Below are 19,422 nucleotides of genomic sequence, written 5' to 3'. Positions count from 1 at the left end.
GTAAACTTTACTTATAGGTTATTTTAAACCATTGTAGTGCTATAATGGTTTTTGCATCGTTTACCTTTCCGGATATTAACAAATCATCTATTTCTGAGATATGGTACTTACATAGCTCTATATCTTCTTCCTCCTCCTTTAATCCCCCACCTATATATATTTTGTCTTTCTCAGAAACTTCGGCATAATACAGATACATTCTTTCAGAAGAACCGCCTGGTGTAGCATAAAATGTAGTAATATGTCTTAAATCATTTACCTGATATCCCGTTTCTTCTTCGGTTTCGCGAATAGCACATGCAACAGGGTCTTCATTTTCTTCTAAGCCTCCCGCCGGAATTTCAATAAGCCAGCCATTATCATTTTTTGTAGTAGGGTAACGAAATTGATTAATCAATATCAAATGATTGGTGTCTTTCTCATATAATAAAATTGCGACAGAATCTCCTCGATCTACCATTTCTCGGGAATATGTCACCGGAGTACTTTTATGAAATCGGTCATGAGTAACTACAGCTTTTTTAATTTTTAAAAAGCCATCATAAACCAAATCTTCATCAAGAATTTTATAATTCATCCATTCAGAATTAGGCGTACAAAATATTACATTTTGTTATTGCCAAGATATGGATTTTTAAACGGAAATATAATGATCAAACAGGTCTTTATATTAAATGGGCTCGACTAATTTTTAATATTAATCGAGCCCATTACCAATGACTAACTCAAATCCCTTTACTTTTTTTATAAAATTCCTTTTATCGATATAGAATCTAGTATAATCATTTCTGTACCTGCTCCATTTCTAAATGTTACTACCAATCTTCCTGTAGCTAATTTGTTATCTGGTATTGGTATTCTCAATTCTTGCCATGTTCCTTCTACTGCTTCAACATCATCATCAAAAATAGAAAGGATAGGGTCTCCTAAACCATCAGCTGTTTCAAAATAAACCACAATTCCATCTTCTGTCTCCCAGGAAGTAGTTCTAAAAAATAGTTTTACATCTAAAACAGCATTAGTAACATCAGGATTTAAACCTGTAATTTCATCAAAGGTTAACGTTACAAAACCATCGAGATCAGATGTAACATATCCTTGATTTCCGTCTATAAAATTAGTTTCGAAACTATCTGGGTTTGCAGAAGTAACTGTAGTATTATAGACTCCCATTATTTCTTGTTCAATTGCACTAACGCTAGCAGCTAAAAAGGATGCTGTAAAACCCAGCTCATCACCTGTACTTATATAACTTACATAAGGCACTTCTGATCCCGGGTCTGTATCTTGAATATTTGGTAACGGATCTTGTGTTGCTGCCGGACGCGGATACCTGGTTAAAGTTCCGAAAGTTGGTATTTCTTCAAAACTAGTATATCCAAATTCGAAAAGATCATCTTCTCCTATATTTATGGTTACACTTTTATTTTCTCTTTGATCTGGCTCTCCTAAAATATAGCCTTGTATAGGTTGAAGACTAAATGTTACTGCTCTTGATCCTTTAGAAAGCTCATCATTAACCAAAGATTCGAGCAATGTTACATCTACTGTTGACTGTCCGGCAGGTAAAACAAAACTTCCTGAACTTGCCGGAAGCATAAAATCAACTCCTTCTTGAGCCGCATCCTGATCCGGAAATGTCACAGTATAATTTACAGTCAGGTCTGTAGCAAGAAGCTCTCCTGAGTAGGTAAACGTAGTAGTAACAGCTCCCATATCAGACTCAAGGACATTGATCTCATTAGTTTTAAAAGAAATATAATTAAATTCTGAAGGTAATAGTACATCGTTTTCAGTATCACAACCTAGGATACTTACTAAACCTATGAGGTATATAAATTTTATACTTTTCATTTTTGTTTTGTTTTTAGTATCCTGGATTTTGTTGATTAGCAATACTAGGGTTTACATTGATTTCATCGATAGGTATGGGTAAAATCGTTCTATTCGCAGGTGCATTAATCTCGATTGGATCCCCATCTTGTCTGTATTTATTAAAAGTAACACCATGCCTGGTAAGGTCAAAAAGCCTAAACCCTTCAAAAGCCAGTTCTTTTCTTCTTTCTAATAAAATTTTATCAAGCAATGCCTGCCCTGTCTCTGTCGATACTGGTAATGTATCTGGAGGAACGGGTGCTTCTAATGCGCGATGAATAATAATATCTAATGCTTGCTGAGCGTCTGAATCTTCATTTAATTGTGCATGCGCTTCTGCTTTTATCAAATACATCTCTGAAAGTCGTAAAACATGTACATTATCATCCTGAGTGTCATTACGAGGGAATTTTTGTATCAAATTTACTGCTCCATCTGCTGGATACAACTCTTTTCTAATATCTGTATCAGATAAATTATTTTTAAAATTATCTGTAGCAAATGCATCTTTATAATTAAGATAAAAATGGCTAATTGAATTTGATCCCGAATTATCGGTTTCATTATTAGCAACAACAAATAAACTTTCTGAATTAAAGTCCTCTGCCCAAGCGGTAATATAATTATCTCTTGTTAGTAAATTTTTACCGCTGGTATTAATAACATCGGTAGCCATATCTCTTGCTCCTGACCAATTCTCTTGATGTAAATATACTCTCGCCAATAATGCTTTTGCAGCATTGATATCCAACCTTGTTGGCCTGGATTCTGTACGCATAAGACTAATAGCTTCTTGTAAATCACTAATTATTTGTTGATAAACAGCTGCTGTTGAACTTCGTGGAGGCTCTTGCAAGTTTGCTCCATCACCTAGCAGTGCAAAATCTGGTATTGGAACCCCTAAATGAGAGGCATCTGTAGTAAAATTATAAGGTTGAGCAAATAATAGCTGAAAATTATGAAAAGCCAGTGCTCTCAATGCATACATTTCTCCTATATACTGATCTGCATCTTCTTGTACTGTCTCTGGAAAAGATAATTTCTTGGCTTCACGAATTACAATTGAAGTGGTGGCAATTATCCGAGACATAATATTCCATGCCTCGTTAGTTCGGGCATCATTCGAGGTAACTATATAATCATCAAATTCTAAATACCTTCCTGTGTTGTCAAAAGCATCAATAAAAGCATTATCCGACATAATTTCGGGCAATAGCGTAAAAGTTCTGTTATATAGAGCTGAATTTGCTAAGAAACTATATGCTCCACTAGTAGCCAGTTTCAAAGAATTAATATCTGTAATAGCATTTTCTACTTCGACAGCATCAGAAAAGCGTTGTTCTAAAGTATCCTCACACGACGATAAGATGAGTATTGTGGCAATAAATATATAAATGTATTTTTTCATGATAATTCGTTTAAAATGTGATATCTAAACCTAAAAACAATGTACTTGAAATAGGTATTTCCTGATTTAATCTACCGTCTGATCCTGCTTCGGGATCTCGTTCTAATCGATCATCTTTGATAAAAGTGTATAAATTATTTCCTTTTACATACACTCGAGCCGTAGAAAGCCCTATTCTTTCTATAGAAGTTAAAGGAAGGTCATAAGAAAGCGCTACTTCTCTTAGTCTCACATAGCTTCCATCATACACAAACCTACTTGATCGCAAAGCAGAACTTCCTGATTGGCCATTTCCGTATACAAAAGCAGGAATATCTGTAACATCTCCTGGTTTTTGCCATCTTCGTTCGTAAGTACCACGGCTCACATTTCCAGTAGAAGATAATCGTCGAGAACCATCACTATTGGTAAATCTATTCCATGTATCATATACTAAACCTCCCCAGGCGGTATATAATTGAAAATTCAGGGTAATTCCTTTGTATGAGAAAGAATTTCTAAGACCTGCATAAAAATCGGGGGTTGCATTACCAATAATAACTTGCTCTGCATTATTATAGTTTGAAGTTACTTCGGTTCTAGTATCATCGACATACCAAAGGGCATTACCGTTTGCCGGATCTACTCCTGCATATCTTGGCAGGTAAAATGTTTCTATATCTTCTCCTATTGCTACAATACTAGTGCCGCCTACTATAGGATCACCGCCTCTACTTAATTTGGTAACTTCATTTTTATTTGCTGTAAAATTGAAATTTGTTGTCCAGGTAAATCCATTAGTATTCGAAACTACATTACGAGAAGTAATATCGAATTCTATCCCTGTATTTTCCATCGATCCAATATTTTCTGCAATATTATTTCCTCCACCCCCATCTTCTCCTCCATCTCCATTAGCTGCAGAAATAGGTCTTTGTCTTAATAGATCTGTTGTTTCTCTTGTGTACCAATCAACACTACCTTGTATTCTATTATTTAATAAGGAATAATCTAACCCTACATTAAAAGCTTTATTTAACTCCCATTTTATATCAGGATTCCCTACTGATGTAAAAATCAAACCAGGATTACCATCACTATCATTAACTCTGAACAGGTTAAATATTCCTGTCTCAGGATCATTACCATTTACACCATAACTCGATCTTAATTTTAGGTCGTTTATAAAACCAACAGACTCCATAAATGACTCATTAGCTATATTCCATCCCAGGCCTGCTGACCAAAATATTGCGAATTGATTATTTTCTCCAAAACTTGAGGATCCATCACGTCGTACAGAACCGCTTATCAAATATTTGTCATTTTGTGAGTATTCTGCATTAAGAAATACAGAGTTTAAACCACTTTGTGCTTTATTGGTAGAAGCCAAGGTTGGAGTACTACCATTATTAAGATCTTCAAAACCATCTGGAATATTTTCTACTGTAAGATCACTAAATTTGTTTCTGGTTTTTTGTAATTCGTACCCTCCGAATGCGGTTAAACTGTTGTTATTCCAATTCAGATTATAACGTAATAGGTTTCTAAACAACCAGGAAAACAAAAAATTAGAATCCTGTTCTCCTCGACCTAAAGGTCTTCCATCTCCATAACCAGCTGGCAATCTTATAAATTCGTCCTGAAAGGTTTGATTCATATTGATCAAAGATTCAAAAGATAGACCTTTTGCAATTTCATATGATAATCCTGCACCGGCCAGTATTCTATGATCTATATCTTTTCGTATCTCATCTTGCGCCTGTGCAATTGGGTTATGGGTACTATTAAACCCAAAATTAAATGTTCCGTCTTCATTATAAGGAGATATATCTGGTCGAATTCTGTATATTGAACGTACGGGATTAGCAAATGTACCACCTCTTGGTCTTTCTTTGGAAATTGATTTATTATAAGAGATATTAACATCTAGTTTTAAACGATCTGTAAATTTATGGTCGATCTTTAACCTAGTATTCATTCGCTCTAACTGCGAATTTAGAATAATTCCTTCTTGATTAAAATATCCACCAGAAAGGTAAAATTTTGTGTTTTCTCCTCCTCCTCTCACAGAAAGATTATGCTGTTGGTATAATCCATCTCTGGTAAGTTCATCATACCAATCTGTATTTACATTAGGATTAAATCCATTATCGGTTAAAAAAGTTAGTGCATCAGCATCATTATCACGTATTCCTGCATTTTGTACTCCTTCTACCAATAATTCTTGTAATTCTGAGGTGTTTAATGGTTTAAATCGTTCTGCGACAGTCGCTGATGACAAACCAGATTGTACACTATATGAAACCTGAGTCTTACCAGAAACCCCAGATTTGGTTTTTATAACGATTACCCCATTAGCTCCTCTTACACCATAAATCGAAGTAGCAGCAGCATCTTTTAGGATAGACATTGCCTCAATATCATTTGGATTAAGTGATGTTACCACAGCAGAGTTTGTAGTCTGAAAACCATCAATAACATATAGAGGAAATGCAGATTCAAATGATCCAACTCCACGTATTCTCACATTGGGAGATGCTCCGGGTTGCCCACTGCTAGCCGTTACCTGTACACCAGCAATATTACCTTGAATACTCTCTTGTATAGCTGCTCTAGGTGTGGCAGTAATTGATTTTACATCTATATTTAATGCAGAACCTGTAAGTCTTGATTTTCGCTGAACACCATATCCAGTTACAATAACTTCTTCTAGATTACTAATATCTTCTTTTAAGACTACATCTATAATAGTATTAGTTACTATAATTTCCTGCGTTTCAAAACCTACATAAGAAAACACTAGAGCATCACCTTGATTAACTTCTAATTTATAATTACCATCAAAATCTGTTAATGTTCCTTTGTTTGTTCCTTTAATAATTACATTTACTCCTGGTAAAGGGTAGCCTTCTTCGCTTTGTATTGTACCGCTTACAAAATTTTGCTGTGTTTTGGTTTCATCACCAATCGTATTTTTATTGGTTTGCTCTATTGACTTTTCTTCTATATAATCTAATAGGTTTCTAAGAGCTAATCCTGATGTTTTTACATTTCTTGGAAATAAAACGATTTGATTTTTATAAATCTTGAAATTTATATTAGTATTATCAAATAGCCCGTACAGCACTTTTTTTACTCGTTCATTAGTTGCTACTAGAGATACTTTTCTTGAAATATCGACCAAATTGTTATTATAAAAGAAACGAAATTCGCTTTTTTGTTCAATCTCCTCAATGGCCATTTGCAATGTAACCTCTTCAAGAGAGATTGATATATTTTGAGAATATGTATTAAATGAAAATAGTTTTGAAATGGTAATACATATAAGTAAAGAATAAATTTTCATAATTCTTATAAGATGTTTTCTGGATAAGAAAACTCCGGAAAGGTTTTTTTTCATAATTTTGTGTGATTTTAATTATTCTAATTCTGAGTCTAATTAAATGATTAACAGAAGAGGATGTTACCGCATCCTCTTCTCTATTTATTATATTATTCTGAATTGAGCATGACTTTGTTGTTTACATATTTATAATTAATTGGTGAAGACATTTTGATGAGTTCTAAAACCTCTTTTAGGGTAAGGTTATCAAACTCTCCTGTATACTTGTATTGTAGAAGTGAATCAGATTTAATTGTAAACTCTACATTATATTTTCTGTTTAGATCTAATACAACTTGTTTTAATGGAGTTTTGTCAAAAATTAATTTACCTTCTTGCCAGGCAACTATATTTTTAGAATCCACTCTATCCACTTTAATATCACTTTTTTCTTTATCAAAAATTGCCCTCTGCGATGGTTCCAAAACGATGGGTTCTTCTTTTTGTTGTTGAAAAACTTCAACTTTTCCTGTTACCAATGTAGTTTCAATTTTTTCGTCTTTTGGGTAGGATTTCACATTAAATGATGTACCCAAAACTCTAATATTGATATGATCTGTAGTTACTATAAAAGGTTTGGTTACATCCCTCTTTATATCAAAAAATGCTTCTCCTACCAAAGTAACTTTTCTAATACTATCTGTAAATGTATTGGGATAAGTAAGACTACTATTGGCATTTAATACAATCGTAGAACCATCTGGTAACACTACTGTTTTGTACCCTCCATGGCTCGTAGCTACATGCTTAGTATTAGAATTAAGGATTTCTGTAGTATCAACAACCGAATTGTTATTAGGAAAAGGTGTAAATATATACCACATCATAAAAGGGACTACTATCGATGCTGCAATAGCTGTGTAATAGTATCTTTTCTTCTTAGTTCTCTTTGAAGAAAAACGTTGGTACTGAGCATTAACATCCATATTACTTAGTGAATCCAAATTAGAGGCAACATATTCTGCCTTAAGTAAATTGAACTGTTTTTGATGCTCACTATCTTTTTTAATCCATTCGATTACTACTTTCTTTTCATCAGGATTAGCATCTCCCTTTATAAACTTTATAAGGTCTTTTTCTTGCATTAATTACAATCTTATATTTATACAGACGTACAAATATGGATTACCCCCCAATAAAATTTTGGTTTTTTTAAAAAAAAGATAAGAATTCTCGTAAATGTAGCCTCATATGTTTTATTGCCTTAGACATATGATTCTCTACAGTTTTAATCGAAATATCTAATTCATCAGATATTTCTCTATTCTTTAAACCTTCAATTCGGCTTTTAACAAAAACTTTTTTACATTTCTTCGGAAGTAATTCAATACCTGTCTGTATTCTTTGTTCTAATTCTTTCTCTAGTATAGAAGAAGCATCCTTATCTGCAAGTGCATTATGGTTTATGAAAGCTTCAAGTTGTACTATATTATTTGAGCTATTAAGCTTATATTTTTTGGATCGTAAATAATCTAGGCAGGAATTTTTGGTACTCTTAAACAGGTACCCATTAATATTAGTAGTAATATTTTTTTTGTTTTTCCAGATTTTCACAAATACATCCTGTACTATCTCTTCTGCTTCTTCCTTATTAGAAACATAGCTTCGAGCTACATATAATAACTTACTATAATAAAGTTCAAAAAGAATCTTGAAGGCTTCTTCATTTCCTTCATTTATATTCTTAATGAAAAAGCTTTGTGTTATTTGTGATTCCTTTTTCACTAGTACAATAATTCATGATAAAGGTAAATATTTTTTTTTAACGATACTACAACAAATAATTAACACTAAAAATTTCATTATCACAAAATAAACTACAAACCCTTGATATATATACATATATCCAAGGATTTTATTAGTTTATTATTTGGGTATAAAATCTTCAAAAATAGATATATTAAGAAATTTTTACCTCGTTAATTTCTGTCCCTGATTCTGTATACAAATTTTAATCCACTCCAATCCTTATCTATTGCAGCCACTTTTACATCAACCAGCCCAATACTAATTAGATAATTTCTTATAGGATCTCTTTTAAGATCTGTAGGAATTACTGAGCTTCCTTTTGGCCAGCTTACCCATAACATTCCGTTCTTTTTTAAAGCCGCCTTATATATAACTGCTACTTCCTTTAATTCTGCAAAAGTGGTACAAAAAATATGAATAAAATCTACACTTTCATTTTTTGGCTGCTGTACCTCTCTAATTCTTTTTGGTATATCTGAAAAAAGGCTATAATAATAATTTGGTTGTTTATAAAGCATTAATATATCATCATCCTTAATCCCTAATTTTTTGGCTAGAGGTGTACCCGAATATCCTGTTGGCATAATTAAAATGTGTTTACAATACATTAATGACACTATTCAAAGTTACTAAATACCCTGAACAGAAATGCTCTTAGAATTATTTTGTACCTTTTATCTTTTCAAATTTTTAATCCTCGTTATAATGTCTAATCAATAATTTATTAGGATTATACAAAAAAGCATTGGATACCTACACAAAGTTTTTTACATTCGGCGTCTATTTGATAACCATAAATCATCTATTATGCAAAATACTGCTTTGACAGAAATTCATACTGCCTTGGGAGCTAAAATGGTTCCTTTTGCTGGTTATAATATGCCTGTATCTTATGAAGGTGTAAATATAGAACACGAAACGGTACGTAAAAGTGTTGGAGTTTTTGACGTATCTCATATGGGAGAGTTTCTTATTACTGGTCCTAACGCATTAGATCTTATCCAAAAAGTAACTTCTAATGATGCTTCTAAGTTAGTAGATGGAAAAGCTCAATATAGTTACTTACCAAATGATAAAGGTGGAATTGTAGATGATTTAATCGTATATAGAATTGCTGATCAAAAATATCTTATGGTGGTCAACGCATCTAATATCAAAAAAGACTGGGATTGGATAAGTAGTCACAACACAATGAATGCTGATATGCGTGACCTGTCTGATGAGTATTCTTTATTAGCTATTCAAGGGCCAAAAGCTGCGGTAGCTATGCAATCTTTAACTTCTGTTGATCTTGAAGCAATGAAATTCTACACTTTTGAAGTGTCTGATTTTGCCGGGATCGAACATGTTATTATTTCTGCTACAGGATATACAGGTAGTGGTGGTTTTGAAATCTACTGCAAAAATTCTGAAGTAGAACAAATTTGGAGTAAAGTATTAGAAGCTGGCGCAGATTATGGTATTAAACCTATTGGTCTTGCTGCCAGAGATACATTAAGATTAGAAATGGGATATTGTCTTTATGGCAATGATATTAATGATACCACCTCTCCTATTGAAGCTGGGTTAGGTTGGGTTACTAAATTCTCAAAAGATTTTATTAATGCAGAAGCCTTAGCCAAAGAAAAAGAGCATGGTGCAGAGCGAAAATTAATTGGTTTTGAGTTAGATGAACGCGGTATTCCTCGTCATGATTATGATATTGTAGACGGAAACGGAAATAGTATTGGGATAGTAACTTCTGGTACTATGTCTCCTTCTTTAGGAAAAGGTATTGGTCTTGGATATGTTCCTTCGATTTTTGCAAAACCGGGAAGTAAAATCAATATCCAGGTACGTAAAAATGCAATTCCTGCAACAGTAATAAAATTACCTTTCTACAAAGGGTAGTTTTACAATAAAAATAGTATAGTTAAGTTTCAAAGTTACAGCAGTAATATTTGGAACTTAATTTTTTTTACACATAACTAACATTGAAGAAAGTTTTAATCATAGGAGCCAGTGGTTTTATAGGAAATGCGCTATATAAAGAGCTTAATTCCTATTTTGACACCTACGGTACATACCATACAGATAATCCTTTTTTTGAAAAAAATCAAAAGTTTTTTCAGTATGATATGGAACTGGAAGATATCTCTATTTTATTGGATAATCTTAAACCTACTATTATTATTACTGCTCTTAGAGGTAACTTTAATTCACAATTAGACGCACATCAACGTATCATACAATGGATTCAAAAACATAAATGTCGACTTGTTTTTATCTCCAGTGCTAATGTATTTGATTCTTTTAGCAATTACCCATCATACGAATATGATAAAACCCTTAGTGATAGTGTTTTTGGCAGATTCAAAATCAAAATTGAAAACGCACTAATGCGATTACCTACTCATAAGTATGTAATAGCACGAGTACCCATGGTTTTTGGCTCTACTACTCCAAGAGTGCAAGAGCTTAAAACTCTTCATGATCTAAAAGCACCTATAGAAGTTTTTCCTAATGTTATTATTAATGCAACTTCGATATTTAAATTAACACAACAAATACATTATATCATTAATCGCAATAAGAAAGGAGTTTTTCACCTTGGAAGTACTGATCTTATTTATCATCTCGATCTAATTAAAGAAATTTGTGATGCCTTGCAATTAGATGAACCGGTTTTCAAGCAAGTCTATGATTCTAATAATGACCGCTATCTTGCTGTTTTACCAAAAGATAATAAACTTCCTAAAAATCTTCAAATTACGACACAACAGGTTATTGATTCTGTAATTGCGAAATAATTCTTAATATATTGATAATTGGTTATTAATAATACATATTCCAATTATCTTTGTACTATGATTGAAGATGGAAAAAAGATTATATTATTTGATGGTGTTTGCAACTTATGCAACACTGCAGTCTTATTTACTATTAAACGAGATAAAAATGATGTATTTCGCTATGCTCCATTACAAAGTAAAATTGGTAAAAGATTAATCGCAGAGAGAAATATTGATTCTACAAAATTAGACTCTATATTATTAATTGACCCTGATATTGCTTACTATTATAAATCAACAGCTGCTCTACATATTGCAAAACAACTCTCTGGTATATATCCCCTACTTTCTGTTTTTCTTATTTTACCTAAATTCTTTAGAGATTGGATTTACGATATTATTGCCAAAAACAGGTATAAGTGGTTTGGTAAAAAAGAAAGTTGTATGATTCCAACCCCAGAACTCAACGCTCTTTTTATAGATCAATAGTAATTGAATCATTATCTACATTCCTTCATTTAGTCTCCGGTATAATAACCGAAGAATCATTTGTTCTATGTTTTACCGTATGTTCAGTTTGATATTTTTTTCTAAGCTCATTTGATTGAGCATCTAACTTATTAATATTATCAATATGTACAATACTAAGACATATTACAGCGAAGGTAATAAGCACTATGGGTAGTAAAAGCCGTTTCATCTTTATGAGTGTTTATGTGATACTTCAAATGTATAGATAAGAACGATACAGCGTAAGGGGATTTTAACTAAGAATGCTTAGGGGGTTTTTCCCCTGCTAAAAATATAAACGAACAACTTTAAAAAGAAGCATTATCTAAATCAAAAGAGAAACAAAAAGTATAATATCAAAAACCGGTATTATGATCTGGAAACTAAATATTTCTTCTAACTAAAAAGCAGAAAAACAATTCTTTTACCAGGTTAAATACCCAAAAAAACAAGCAAATTAATCTTTAACGTTGAAATGTATAACGAAAACCATCTTTAAACTGCTCGTCAACTATAAATTCATTAGTTGTAATTTCAAAATTACCTAAGTTTCTTTCGTTAACGATCAGTTCTTTATTTCCATTTATGGTAACAATAGAAAAAGTATAAATTCCTGTTGGAAATAAATCCTCGGTAGAAGAATTAGCTGCGTTATTATTAGTTACTTCTACTCTTTCTTTAGTATCATCAAAGTCCCAAACTATGACTCCTTTTTCAAAATCATCATTTATACCTGAAAATCCTCCTGTAACATTTACTAAATGCCAAATCCCTGTTAAACCAGATGGATTAGAAGGCGGATTAACTGGGTTATCATCATCATCTCCACTACAACCTATTATGACAAATAAGGATACTACATAAATAAAATGTTTCATCTCTATTATTTTTGGTTACTACTATATAACAGTAGATGAATTACATTTAGTATACGTTGCGTTAACAAATGTTAAATATCAAAATATACAACCATATCATTTTATCAGAACCCTAACTAAATCAAAGTTTCTGCAATGTGTTCAATTTCGTCCAAAAGAGCTACCAAGTCATCTTTCTGAGTTAATGGATTCATAATTGTAGTTCTTAAATAACGATGCTCACCTATTGTTGTTTGAACAATATAAAATTTACCAGATTTCACTAACCATTGGCGAATTGCATTATTAAGAGCATTAAGATCTTTATTATCGGTTTTGATATATCTGAAATTAATAATATTTGCTTCAGGCTCTAGGGCTAACTCGAAAGAAGATCGCTCTCTTACCATTTTTGCAAAGACCGAACCCAGATCATAAAGTTTATCAATATTCTTCTCGAATATTTCTTCTCCATATGTCTTAAGGATGGTATATACCTTAATAGACATCATTAATTTTGTACATTCAAATGTTCGTTTCCCCGAATTGTACCATTCTTTGGTATGCTGAGAATCCCAAAGATATTGAGCTTTTTGAGCAAATGTCTGATATGCATTTTCTCCTTTCTTAAAAATTAACGCTGTGTTTAAAGCTGGAGTCATTAACATTTTATGAAAATCTATAACTACAGAATCAGCACGAGATATTCCATTGGTTAGATGTTGATATTTTTTTGAGAATACCACTCCTCCACCATGTGCTCCATCAATGTGAAACCACAAGTTATTTAGTTCTGCAAAATCAGCTAATGCTTCTAAATCATCATATGATCCTGTGGCTGTAGAACATGCACAACCGATAAGTGCAATCACATGAAACCCATCAGATTTAGCTTTATCCAAATACGTATCTAACACACTTGTATCTATTTTAAAATCTATATCTACTGGTACTTTAATAATTCCTTCACTTCCTAAACCAAGAATTCTGGCTGCTCTATCAATACAATAATGTGCTTCTTCAGAAACCATAACCGCCAATTTTTCTTGATGCCCCTGTTCCCAAACAGCAGATGGAGCTTTAGCTTTACGTGCTGCTAATAGTGCAGTAAGATTAGCCAAAGTACCTCCAGAAGTAAGAAAACCAGAAGTTTCTGCAGTATATCCAATTCTTTGCGCTACAAAATCAGTAACGATCTTTTCAATTGCATTAGCCGCCATTCCCATTTCATATACACCAGTACCATTACTTAATAAATCAGACATCAGTCCTGCCAAAGTTGAAACCAATGCAGGAACTGCAACTTGATGACCAATATATCTTGGGTGATGTACCTGAACCGAGTGATCTAAAATGTTTTTAAATACATCTAGTATTCCCGAATCTGATGCAAAATCTTGTTTCCAGTAGGATAGTTCCTCTTCTGGATTGCGAAAAGGTAGTACAGGGTGTTCTCGATCGGTCTGAACCTTTTCTAAGTGATCTGCTAGTAAATCAATAACTTGATGCCCCATCTTTCTGAAATCTGAAGGATCGTAAGCTTTTTCTAATATATCTGTTTTTGGTATTGTATTCTGCATGTTTCGTATTAGAATTAGGTCTTTTAATAGCACATATAAAAAAAATTAACAATTCAGAAAAAGTCAGCCTGTAAAACAAGCAATTAAAGTATCAACTATATTAAGACAATCTACCAGAATAGCAGGCTGACAAGTTCTGATCAGTAATTCTCCAATATGCGCAATGGATTAAACAAACATTTAAACACTCCAAAATTAGTTATCTATATTTATAATAAAAAATACTTAATTTTGATAAACTAATAACAAAAAGTAATAAATGACTCTTCAGCAAATAAAAAGTGTAGTTGTATTATCAGAGAAATTAAATTTTACAAGAGCAGCAGAAGAACTAAACATTGTTCAACCGGCTTTAAGCAGGCAAATTAAGCAGTTAGAAGAACAGATTGGAGCTATTTTATTCATAAGAGATAAACGTAACGTAAAACTTACTCCTGCTGGGCAACATTTTGTAAAAGAAGTAAAAAAACAACTTGCTCAATTAGAAAGATTAAAAAAGCAAACTATTAATATTCATAATGGACATGCCGGAGAAATTAATATAGGGTTTACACATTCTATAATGCAAACCATCCTACCCGAGATTTTAAAGACAATTAATTATCAAATACCTGGTATAAAAGCAGTTTTAAAAGAAATGAATAACCGTGATCAATATTTGGCATTACAACAAAACGAATTAGATATTGGTTTTGCTACAAACCCGATGGTTCCTTTTAATTTGAAAAGTAAAGTGCTTCGTATTGATAATTTTTTAATACTACTCCCCGAAGATCACCCTGTTGATGAACATAATTATACCGATTTTTCTATTTTTTCTAATGAGGAATTTATATTTCCATCTGTAGCGGATGGTCCAAATTATGTGCATATTCTAGAGTCTATCTGTATTGATGCCGGGTTTGCTCCAAAAATTGTTCATGAAACAGATTCTGCAAGTACTAGTTTCAGGCTAGTCGAAGCTGGATTGGGAATTTCTTTCGAGCCTGTATCTTCATTACAGGGGCATGAATTTCCTATAAAAATTATTGAATTAAAAGATATAAAACAGAAGGCACAACTAACTATGATGTGGAATCCCGAAAGAGAGACAGAATACCCACTATTATTTGAATTACTTAAAAACTGGGCTGTTAGTTAAATAAAATAATTGATTAGGTTTAGTCTAATCTACCCTTGATAATCATCGTCCCATTCTTTTACATTGGGTTCTCCTAATTTTCCAACTGACTTTGCTACAATCATAGATACCGTAGCATCTCCAGTAACATTAACCGTTGTTCTTAACATGTCTAAAGGCCTGTCTACTGCAAAGATTAGTGCCAAACCTATTGGTAATTTATCCGAAGGGAAACCAATTGCTTCTAATACAATAACTAACATCACCATTCCTGCTCCGGGAACAGCTGCCGATCCTATTGAAGCCAATAAAGCAGTTAGTACAATAGTAATTTGATTACTAAAAGTTAATCCTTCTGGCCAAAGCACTTGCATAATAAATACTGAAGCTACTGCCTGATATAAACTAGTACCATCCATATTGATCGTGGCACCAACTGGTAATACGAAACTAGATACTTCTTTATCCACACCAATATGCTCTTCTACTCTTTCCATAGTAACAGGAAGCGTAGCTGCACTAGAACTTGTTGAAAACGCTAATAGTTGTGCAGGACTGATTTCTTTTAAAAACCATAATGGAGATTTCTTGGTAATAACAGCAACCAATGTACAATAGAACACAATCATTAACGCTAGTCCGAATATTACAACACCAGCATATTTTAATAAAGCTAACAATATATCAGGATCATCAGAAGTAACCACTACATTAGCTAATAATGCAAAAACAGCATATGGTGCAGTAAGCATAATCAAATCAACCATCTTTAACACTACATCATTTAAGCTATCAAAGAATTTTTTAAGAGGTTCTGACTGTGTAGGTTTTATCAATAACATACTGATACCAAGAAAAATTGCAAAGAATATCACCTGCAACATCATCTTGTTATCACTCATTGCTTTAAAAGCATTTTGAGGAACCATATCAACAATAAATTGCAAAGGACCACTTTCTTTTTGTCTACTTGCTTCAGCTATACGTTCTGATATTTTAGCGTTACCAGCATATTCTGTAGTTAGTTTCTCTATAGTTTCGGGAGTAATCCCATTTCCTGGTTTAAAAGTATTTACTAATAATAAACCAATGGCTATTGCAATAACCGTAGTTAAGATATAAATAACGATAGTTCTTCCTCCTATCAGTTTAAATTTAGAAATATCTTTTAGATCAGAGATTCCTTTGATCAAAGAGGCTAAAATTAACGGAACTGCAATTAGTTTCAGTAGATTTACAAATATGGTTCCCAAAGGTGCTATCCAATCTCCTGTAAATTCCTTTCCCCATGAAAATGTTGTCATTAAAAACCCGAATAATATACCTAATATCATTCCGATCATAATTTTCCAATGCAGTGCGATTTTTTTCATGTGAAGAATTTAATTTTTAAGCCAAAACAGCGTCCAATATATAAATTTAAAATAATAAAAGGGGATAGAAATTGTGAAATACGAAATAAAAGACCTGTTTTTTTTAATATATAAGTGTTTTACAGGTTAGTAATTCTAATTTGTACCACACATTAAAACTACACTACTCTATATTAATTTATTTCTTAATTGTTCTATTCATTAACCAATAATCGACAAGTACCAAAGCAGCCATAGCCTCTACAATAGGTACTGCTCTTGGGACTACACAAGGGTCATGTCTCCCTTTTCCTTGCATAGTAACAATATTACCTTCTTTATCGATAGTTTCCTGATCCTGCATAATTGTAGCTACAGGTTTAAAAGCTACATTAAAATAGATATCCATCCCATTAGAAATCCCTCCTTGTATACCTCCAGATAAATTCGTTTGTGTAGTCCCATCGGTATTAAAAAGATCATTATGCTCACTTCCTTTTAGTTCTGATCCGGCAAAACCACTTCCGTATTCAAATCCTTTAACTGCATTAATAGATAGCATAGCTTTCCCTAATTCGGCATGCAGCTTATCAAAAGCTGGCTCACCTAACCCTACTGGCACACCAGAAATGGCACAACTTACAATTCCGCCAACAGTATCTCCTTCTTTTCTAATTTGTTTGATATAGTGCTCCATTTCCGAAGCCATCTTAGGATCCGGGCAGCGTACAATATTACTTTCGGTTAATGATAAATCAAGTTCTGTATGACTTTTTTCTAATTTGATGGAGCCAACACCGCTCACATAGGCCTGAAATTTTATATCAGACAATACTTGTTTAGCGATTGCTCCTGCTACTACTCTACTTGCTGTTTCGCGAGCAGAAGAGCGTCCTCCTCCTCTATAATCTCTAATGCCATATTTTTGATCATAGGTATAATCTGCATGAGACGGTCGATAAGAATCTTTAATATGAGAATAATCTTTAGACTTTTGATTTGCATTTTTGATTGCAAAACCTATTGGAGTTCCTGTTGTAACACCTTCAAAAATACCAGAATAAAACTCGACAGTATCGGGTTCTTTACGTTGTGTAACAATAGCCGACTGACCAGGTTTACGACGATCAAGTTCTTGTTGAATAGCGTCTAAGTCGAGTGTTACACCAGCTGGGCAGCCATCAATGACTCCACCAATTGCTACTCCGTGTGATTCTCCAAAAGTAGTAACCTTAAATAGGTTACCAAATGTATTTCCTGCCATGCATACAATTTTTAGCAAATGTAATTTTTAATCTTCAAAAATACAGTAGTATTATCATATAAAAAATTGGGTTTTATTTACAAAAATTCAATCAAAATTCATTTTTTATTAAAAGTTAAAAATTGTATCAATTTATACTCTCACCGAAAACGGAGTATTTTCACCTAAGAAAACACTATCAATTGCACTCTTATTTATAATAAATTAGTTAGGTTTGAACTATTACAACTAGAATACATACCATAATAACAAGGACATTATTAAGCCTGTGCACGCAATCAAAGTGGTCATTACTGTCCATGAGCGAAATGTCTGCTTTTCGGTTAAACCGAGGTATTGTCCTACCAACCAAAATCCGCTATCATTAACATGCGATAAAATAGTCGCTCCAGAAGCTATTGATATAACAAAAAGTGCAATTTGAGCAGCACTAAAATCACCGATTAAAATAATTGGGGATGCTATTCCGGCAGCAGCAATCATTGCTGTTGTGGCTGACCCTTGAAGTATACGTATCAAAGCTGCTACTATAAAAGCAAATAGTAAAGGGTGTATAAACGATCCTTGTAGTGAAGAAGCTAATATTTCTCCTGCTTTAGTGTCTACTAAAATTTGTTTAAAAGCACCTCCTGCCCCAGTAAGTAATATTATAGCTCCTGCGGGTTGAAAAGATTTCATTGACAATTTTAGTAATTCGTCTCTTCCTGTTCCTCTTCTAATCCCTAAAATATACCATGCAAGAAGGTTTGCTATAATTAAAGCAGTAAATGGATGCCCCAGTAATGCACTACTATATGTTACTGATTCTGGCAAAAAATTCTCGCCCATCCAATCTCCAAGAAAAATAGTCTTTAAAACGATTAAAAGAATTGGTAATGCTATAATTGCTATAATAGTGATTGGATTAGGGTATTCTTTATCTTCTAGGATATTTACGCCTTGTTCTGGTATCGAAACACTTATTTTCTTAGAAACATATTTTGCAAAAACGGGTCCACTAATGATCGCGGCAGGGATACCAGTAATAAATCCTAAGATAATTACCCAGCCTAAATTAGCTCCAAGAATATCTGCAACCGCAACGGGTCCAGGAGTTGGCGGAATAAAACTATGTGTAATAGCTAACCCTGCTAGTAAAGGAATCGCATATAATAATACCGATTTTTTGGTATTTCTCGCAATAGCATACACTACAGGAACTAAAATGATAAATGCCACATCAAAAAATACCGGAATAGCGATAATAAAACCAGTAATCATCATCGCCCAGGATGCATTTTTTTCACCGGCGATTTTTAATATATATCTTGCTAAGCCCTGAGCTCCGCCAGAATGTTCTAATAATCCTCCAAATAAGGCTCCTAACCCAACTACTGTAGCCACAAAACCTAAAGTTCCTCCCATTCCATTCTTTATACTATCAAGAATCATTTCTGGTGACAACCCAGTAATGATGCCGACAAGTATGCATACAATAAGAAGCGCAATAAAAGCCTGTATTTTCAATTTTAGAATCATGAAAAGTAGAGCAAAAATACCTACTCCTACAGCAATTAGTAATTGATATTCCAT

Annotated in this window: 16 protein-coding genes; 4 read left to right on the top strand and 12 right to left on the bottom strand. The window is 33.1% G+C overall.

Annotation, left to right across the window (positions count from 1 at the left end):
* Positions 1–7: 7 nt before the first annotated feature.
* The 7 genes from Z053_RS0104155 to Z053_RS0104125 form a co-directional block, all read right to left on the bottom strand.
* Positions 8–577, bottom strand: coding sequence for an NUDIX domain-containing protein (locus Z053_RS0104155; protein ID WP_025663777.1), 570 nt, complete (start codon positions 575–577; stop codon positions 8–10).
* Positions 578–744: 167 nt separating this feature from the next.
* The gene (locus tag Z053_RS0104150; RefSeq protein WP_035094936.1) at positions 745–1,854 is read right to left on the bottom strand and encodes a hypothetical protein; all 1,110 of its coding nucleotides are present in this window, start codon (positions 1,852–1,854) and stop codon (positions 745–747) included.
* 13 nt (positions 1,855–1,867) lie between these two features.
* Positions 1,868–3,283: a RagB/SusD family nutrient uptake outer membrane protein gene (locus Z053_RS0104145; protein ID WP_025663775.1), complete on the bottom strand. Its 1,416-nt coding sequence runs from the start codon at positions 3,281–3,283 to the stop codon at positions 1,868–1,870.
* A 10-nt stretch (positions 3,284–3,293) separates the two neighbouring features.
* Entirely contained in the window at positions 3,294–6,665 is a 3,372-nt protein-coding gene (locus tag Z053_RS0104140; protein ID WP_081748209.1) for a TonB-dependent receptor, read from the bottom strand.
* A 92-nt stretch (positions 6,666–6,757) separates the two neighbouring features.
* Positions 6,758–7,732 (bottom strand): FecR family protein, encoded by a 975-nt coding sequence (locus Z053_RS0104135; protein WP_025663773.1) that lies wholly within the window; start codon positions 7,730–7,732, stop codon positions 6,758–6,760.
* 67 nt (positions 7,733–7,799) lie between these two features.
* Positions 7,800–8,372 (bottom strand): RNA polymerase sigma-70 factor, encoded by a 573-nt coding sequence (locus Z053_RS0104130; protein ID WP_025663772.1) that lies wholly within the window; start codon positions 8,370–8,372, stop codon positions 7,800–7,802.
* Positions 8,373–8,566: 194 nt separating this feature from the next.
* Positions 8,567–8,980, bottom strand: coding sequence for a hypothetical protein (locus Z053_RS0104125; RefSeq protein WP_025663771.1), 414 nt, complete (start codon positions 8,978–8,980; stop codon positions 8,567–8,569).
* A gap of 223 nt (positions 8,981–9,203) precedes the next feature.
* Here Z053_RS0104125 and gcvT point away from each other — a divergent pair, with 223 nt between their 5' ends.
* From gcvT to Z053_RS0104110, 3 genes are all read left to right on the top strand, one after another.
* A complete protein-coding gene (gene gcvT, locus Z053_RS0104120) occupies positions 9,204–10,286 on the top strand; it encodes a glycine cleavage system aminomethyltransferase GcvT (RefSeq protein WP_025663770.1) in 1,083 nt (360 codons plus the stop codon).
* An 83-nt stretch (positions 10,287–10,369) separates the two neighbouring features.
* Positions 10,370–11,185 carry a sugar nucleotide-binding protein gene (locus Z053_RS0104115; RefSeq protein WP_025663769.1) on the top strand — a complete coding sequence of 272 codons (816 nt, stop codon included), beginning with the start codon at positions 10,370–10,372 and terminating at the stop codon, positions 11,183–11,185.
* 57 nt (positions 11,186–11,242) lie between these two features.
* On the top strand, positions 11,243–11,656 hold the full coding sequence (locus tag Z053_RS0104110) for a thiol-disulfide oxidoreductase DCC family protein (protein WP_035094933.1): 414 nt from the start codon (positions 11,243–11,245) through the stop codon (positions 11,654–11,656).
* A 485-nt stretch (positions 11,657–12,141) separates the two neighbouring features.
* Here Z053_RS0104110 and Z053_RS0104100 read toward each other — a convergent pair whose 3' ends face one another.
* The gene (locus Z053_RS0104100) at positions 12,142–12,555 is read right to left on the bottom strand and encodes a hypothetical protein (protein WP_025663766.1); all 414 of its coding nucleotides are present in this window, start codon (positions 12,553–12,555) and stop codon (positions 12,142–12,144) included.
* A gap of 116 nt (positions 12,556–12,671) precedes the next feature.
* On the bottom strand, positions 12,672–14,114 hold the full coding sequence (locus Z053_RS0104095) for a pyridoxal phosphate-dependent decarboxylase family protein (protein ID WP_025663765.1): 1,443 nt from the start codon (positions 14,112–14,114) through the stop codon (positions 12,672–12,674).
* A gap of 259 nt (positions 14,115–14,373) precedes the next feature.
* Here Z053_RS0104095 and Z053_RS0104090 point away from each other — a divergent pair, with 259 nt between their 5' ends.
* A complete protein-coding gene (locus Z053_RS0104090) occupies positions 14,374–15,255 on the top strand; it encodes a LysR family transcriptional regulator (RefSeq protein ID WP_025663764.1) in 882 nt (293 codons plus the stop codon).
* Between the two features lie 29 nt (positions 15,256–15,284).
* Here Z053_RS0104090 and Z053_RS0104085 read toward each other — a convergent pair whose 3' ends face one another.
* From Z053_RS0104085 to Z053_RS0104075, 3 genes are all read right to left on the bottom strand, one after another.
* Complete coding sequence (locus tag Z053_RS0104085; protein WP_025663763.1) at positions 15,285–16,607, bottom strand: dicarboxylate/amino acid:cation symporter; 1,323 nt, start codon at positions 16,605–16,607, stop codon at positions 15,285–15,287.
* Positions 16,608–16,785: 178 nt separating this feature from the next.
* Positions 16,786–17,850 (bottom strand): chorismate synthase, encoded by a 1,065-nt coding sequence (aroC, locus tag Z053_RS0104080; protein ID WP_025663762.1) that lies wholly within the window; start codon positions 17,848–17,850, stop codon positions 16,786–16,788.
* A gap of 228 nt (positions 17,851–18,078) precedes the next feature.
* Complete coding sequence (locus tag Z053_RS0104075; RefSeq protein WP_025663761.1) at positions 18,079–19,422, bottom strand: GntP family permease; 1,344 nt, start codon at positions 19,420–19,422, stop codon at positions 18,079–18,081.

The sequence above is a fragment of the Aquimarina megaterium XH134 genome (genome assembly GCF_000520975.1).
Taxonomy (GTDB): domain Bacteria; phylum Bacteroidota; class Bacteroidia; order Flavobacteriales; family Flavobacteriaceae; genus Aquimarina; species Aquimarina megaterium.
This window is presented reverse-complemented; position numbering and strand designations above follow the sequence as displayed.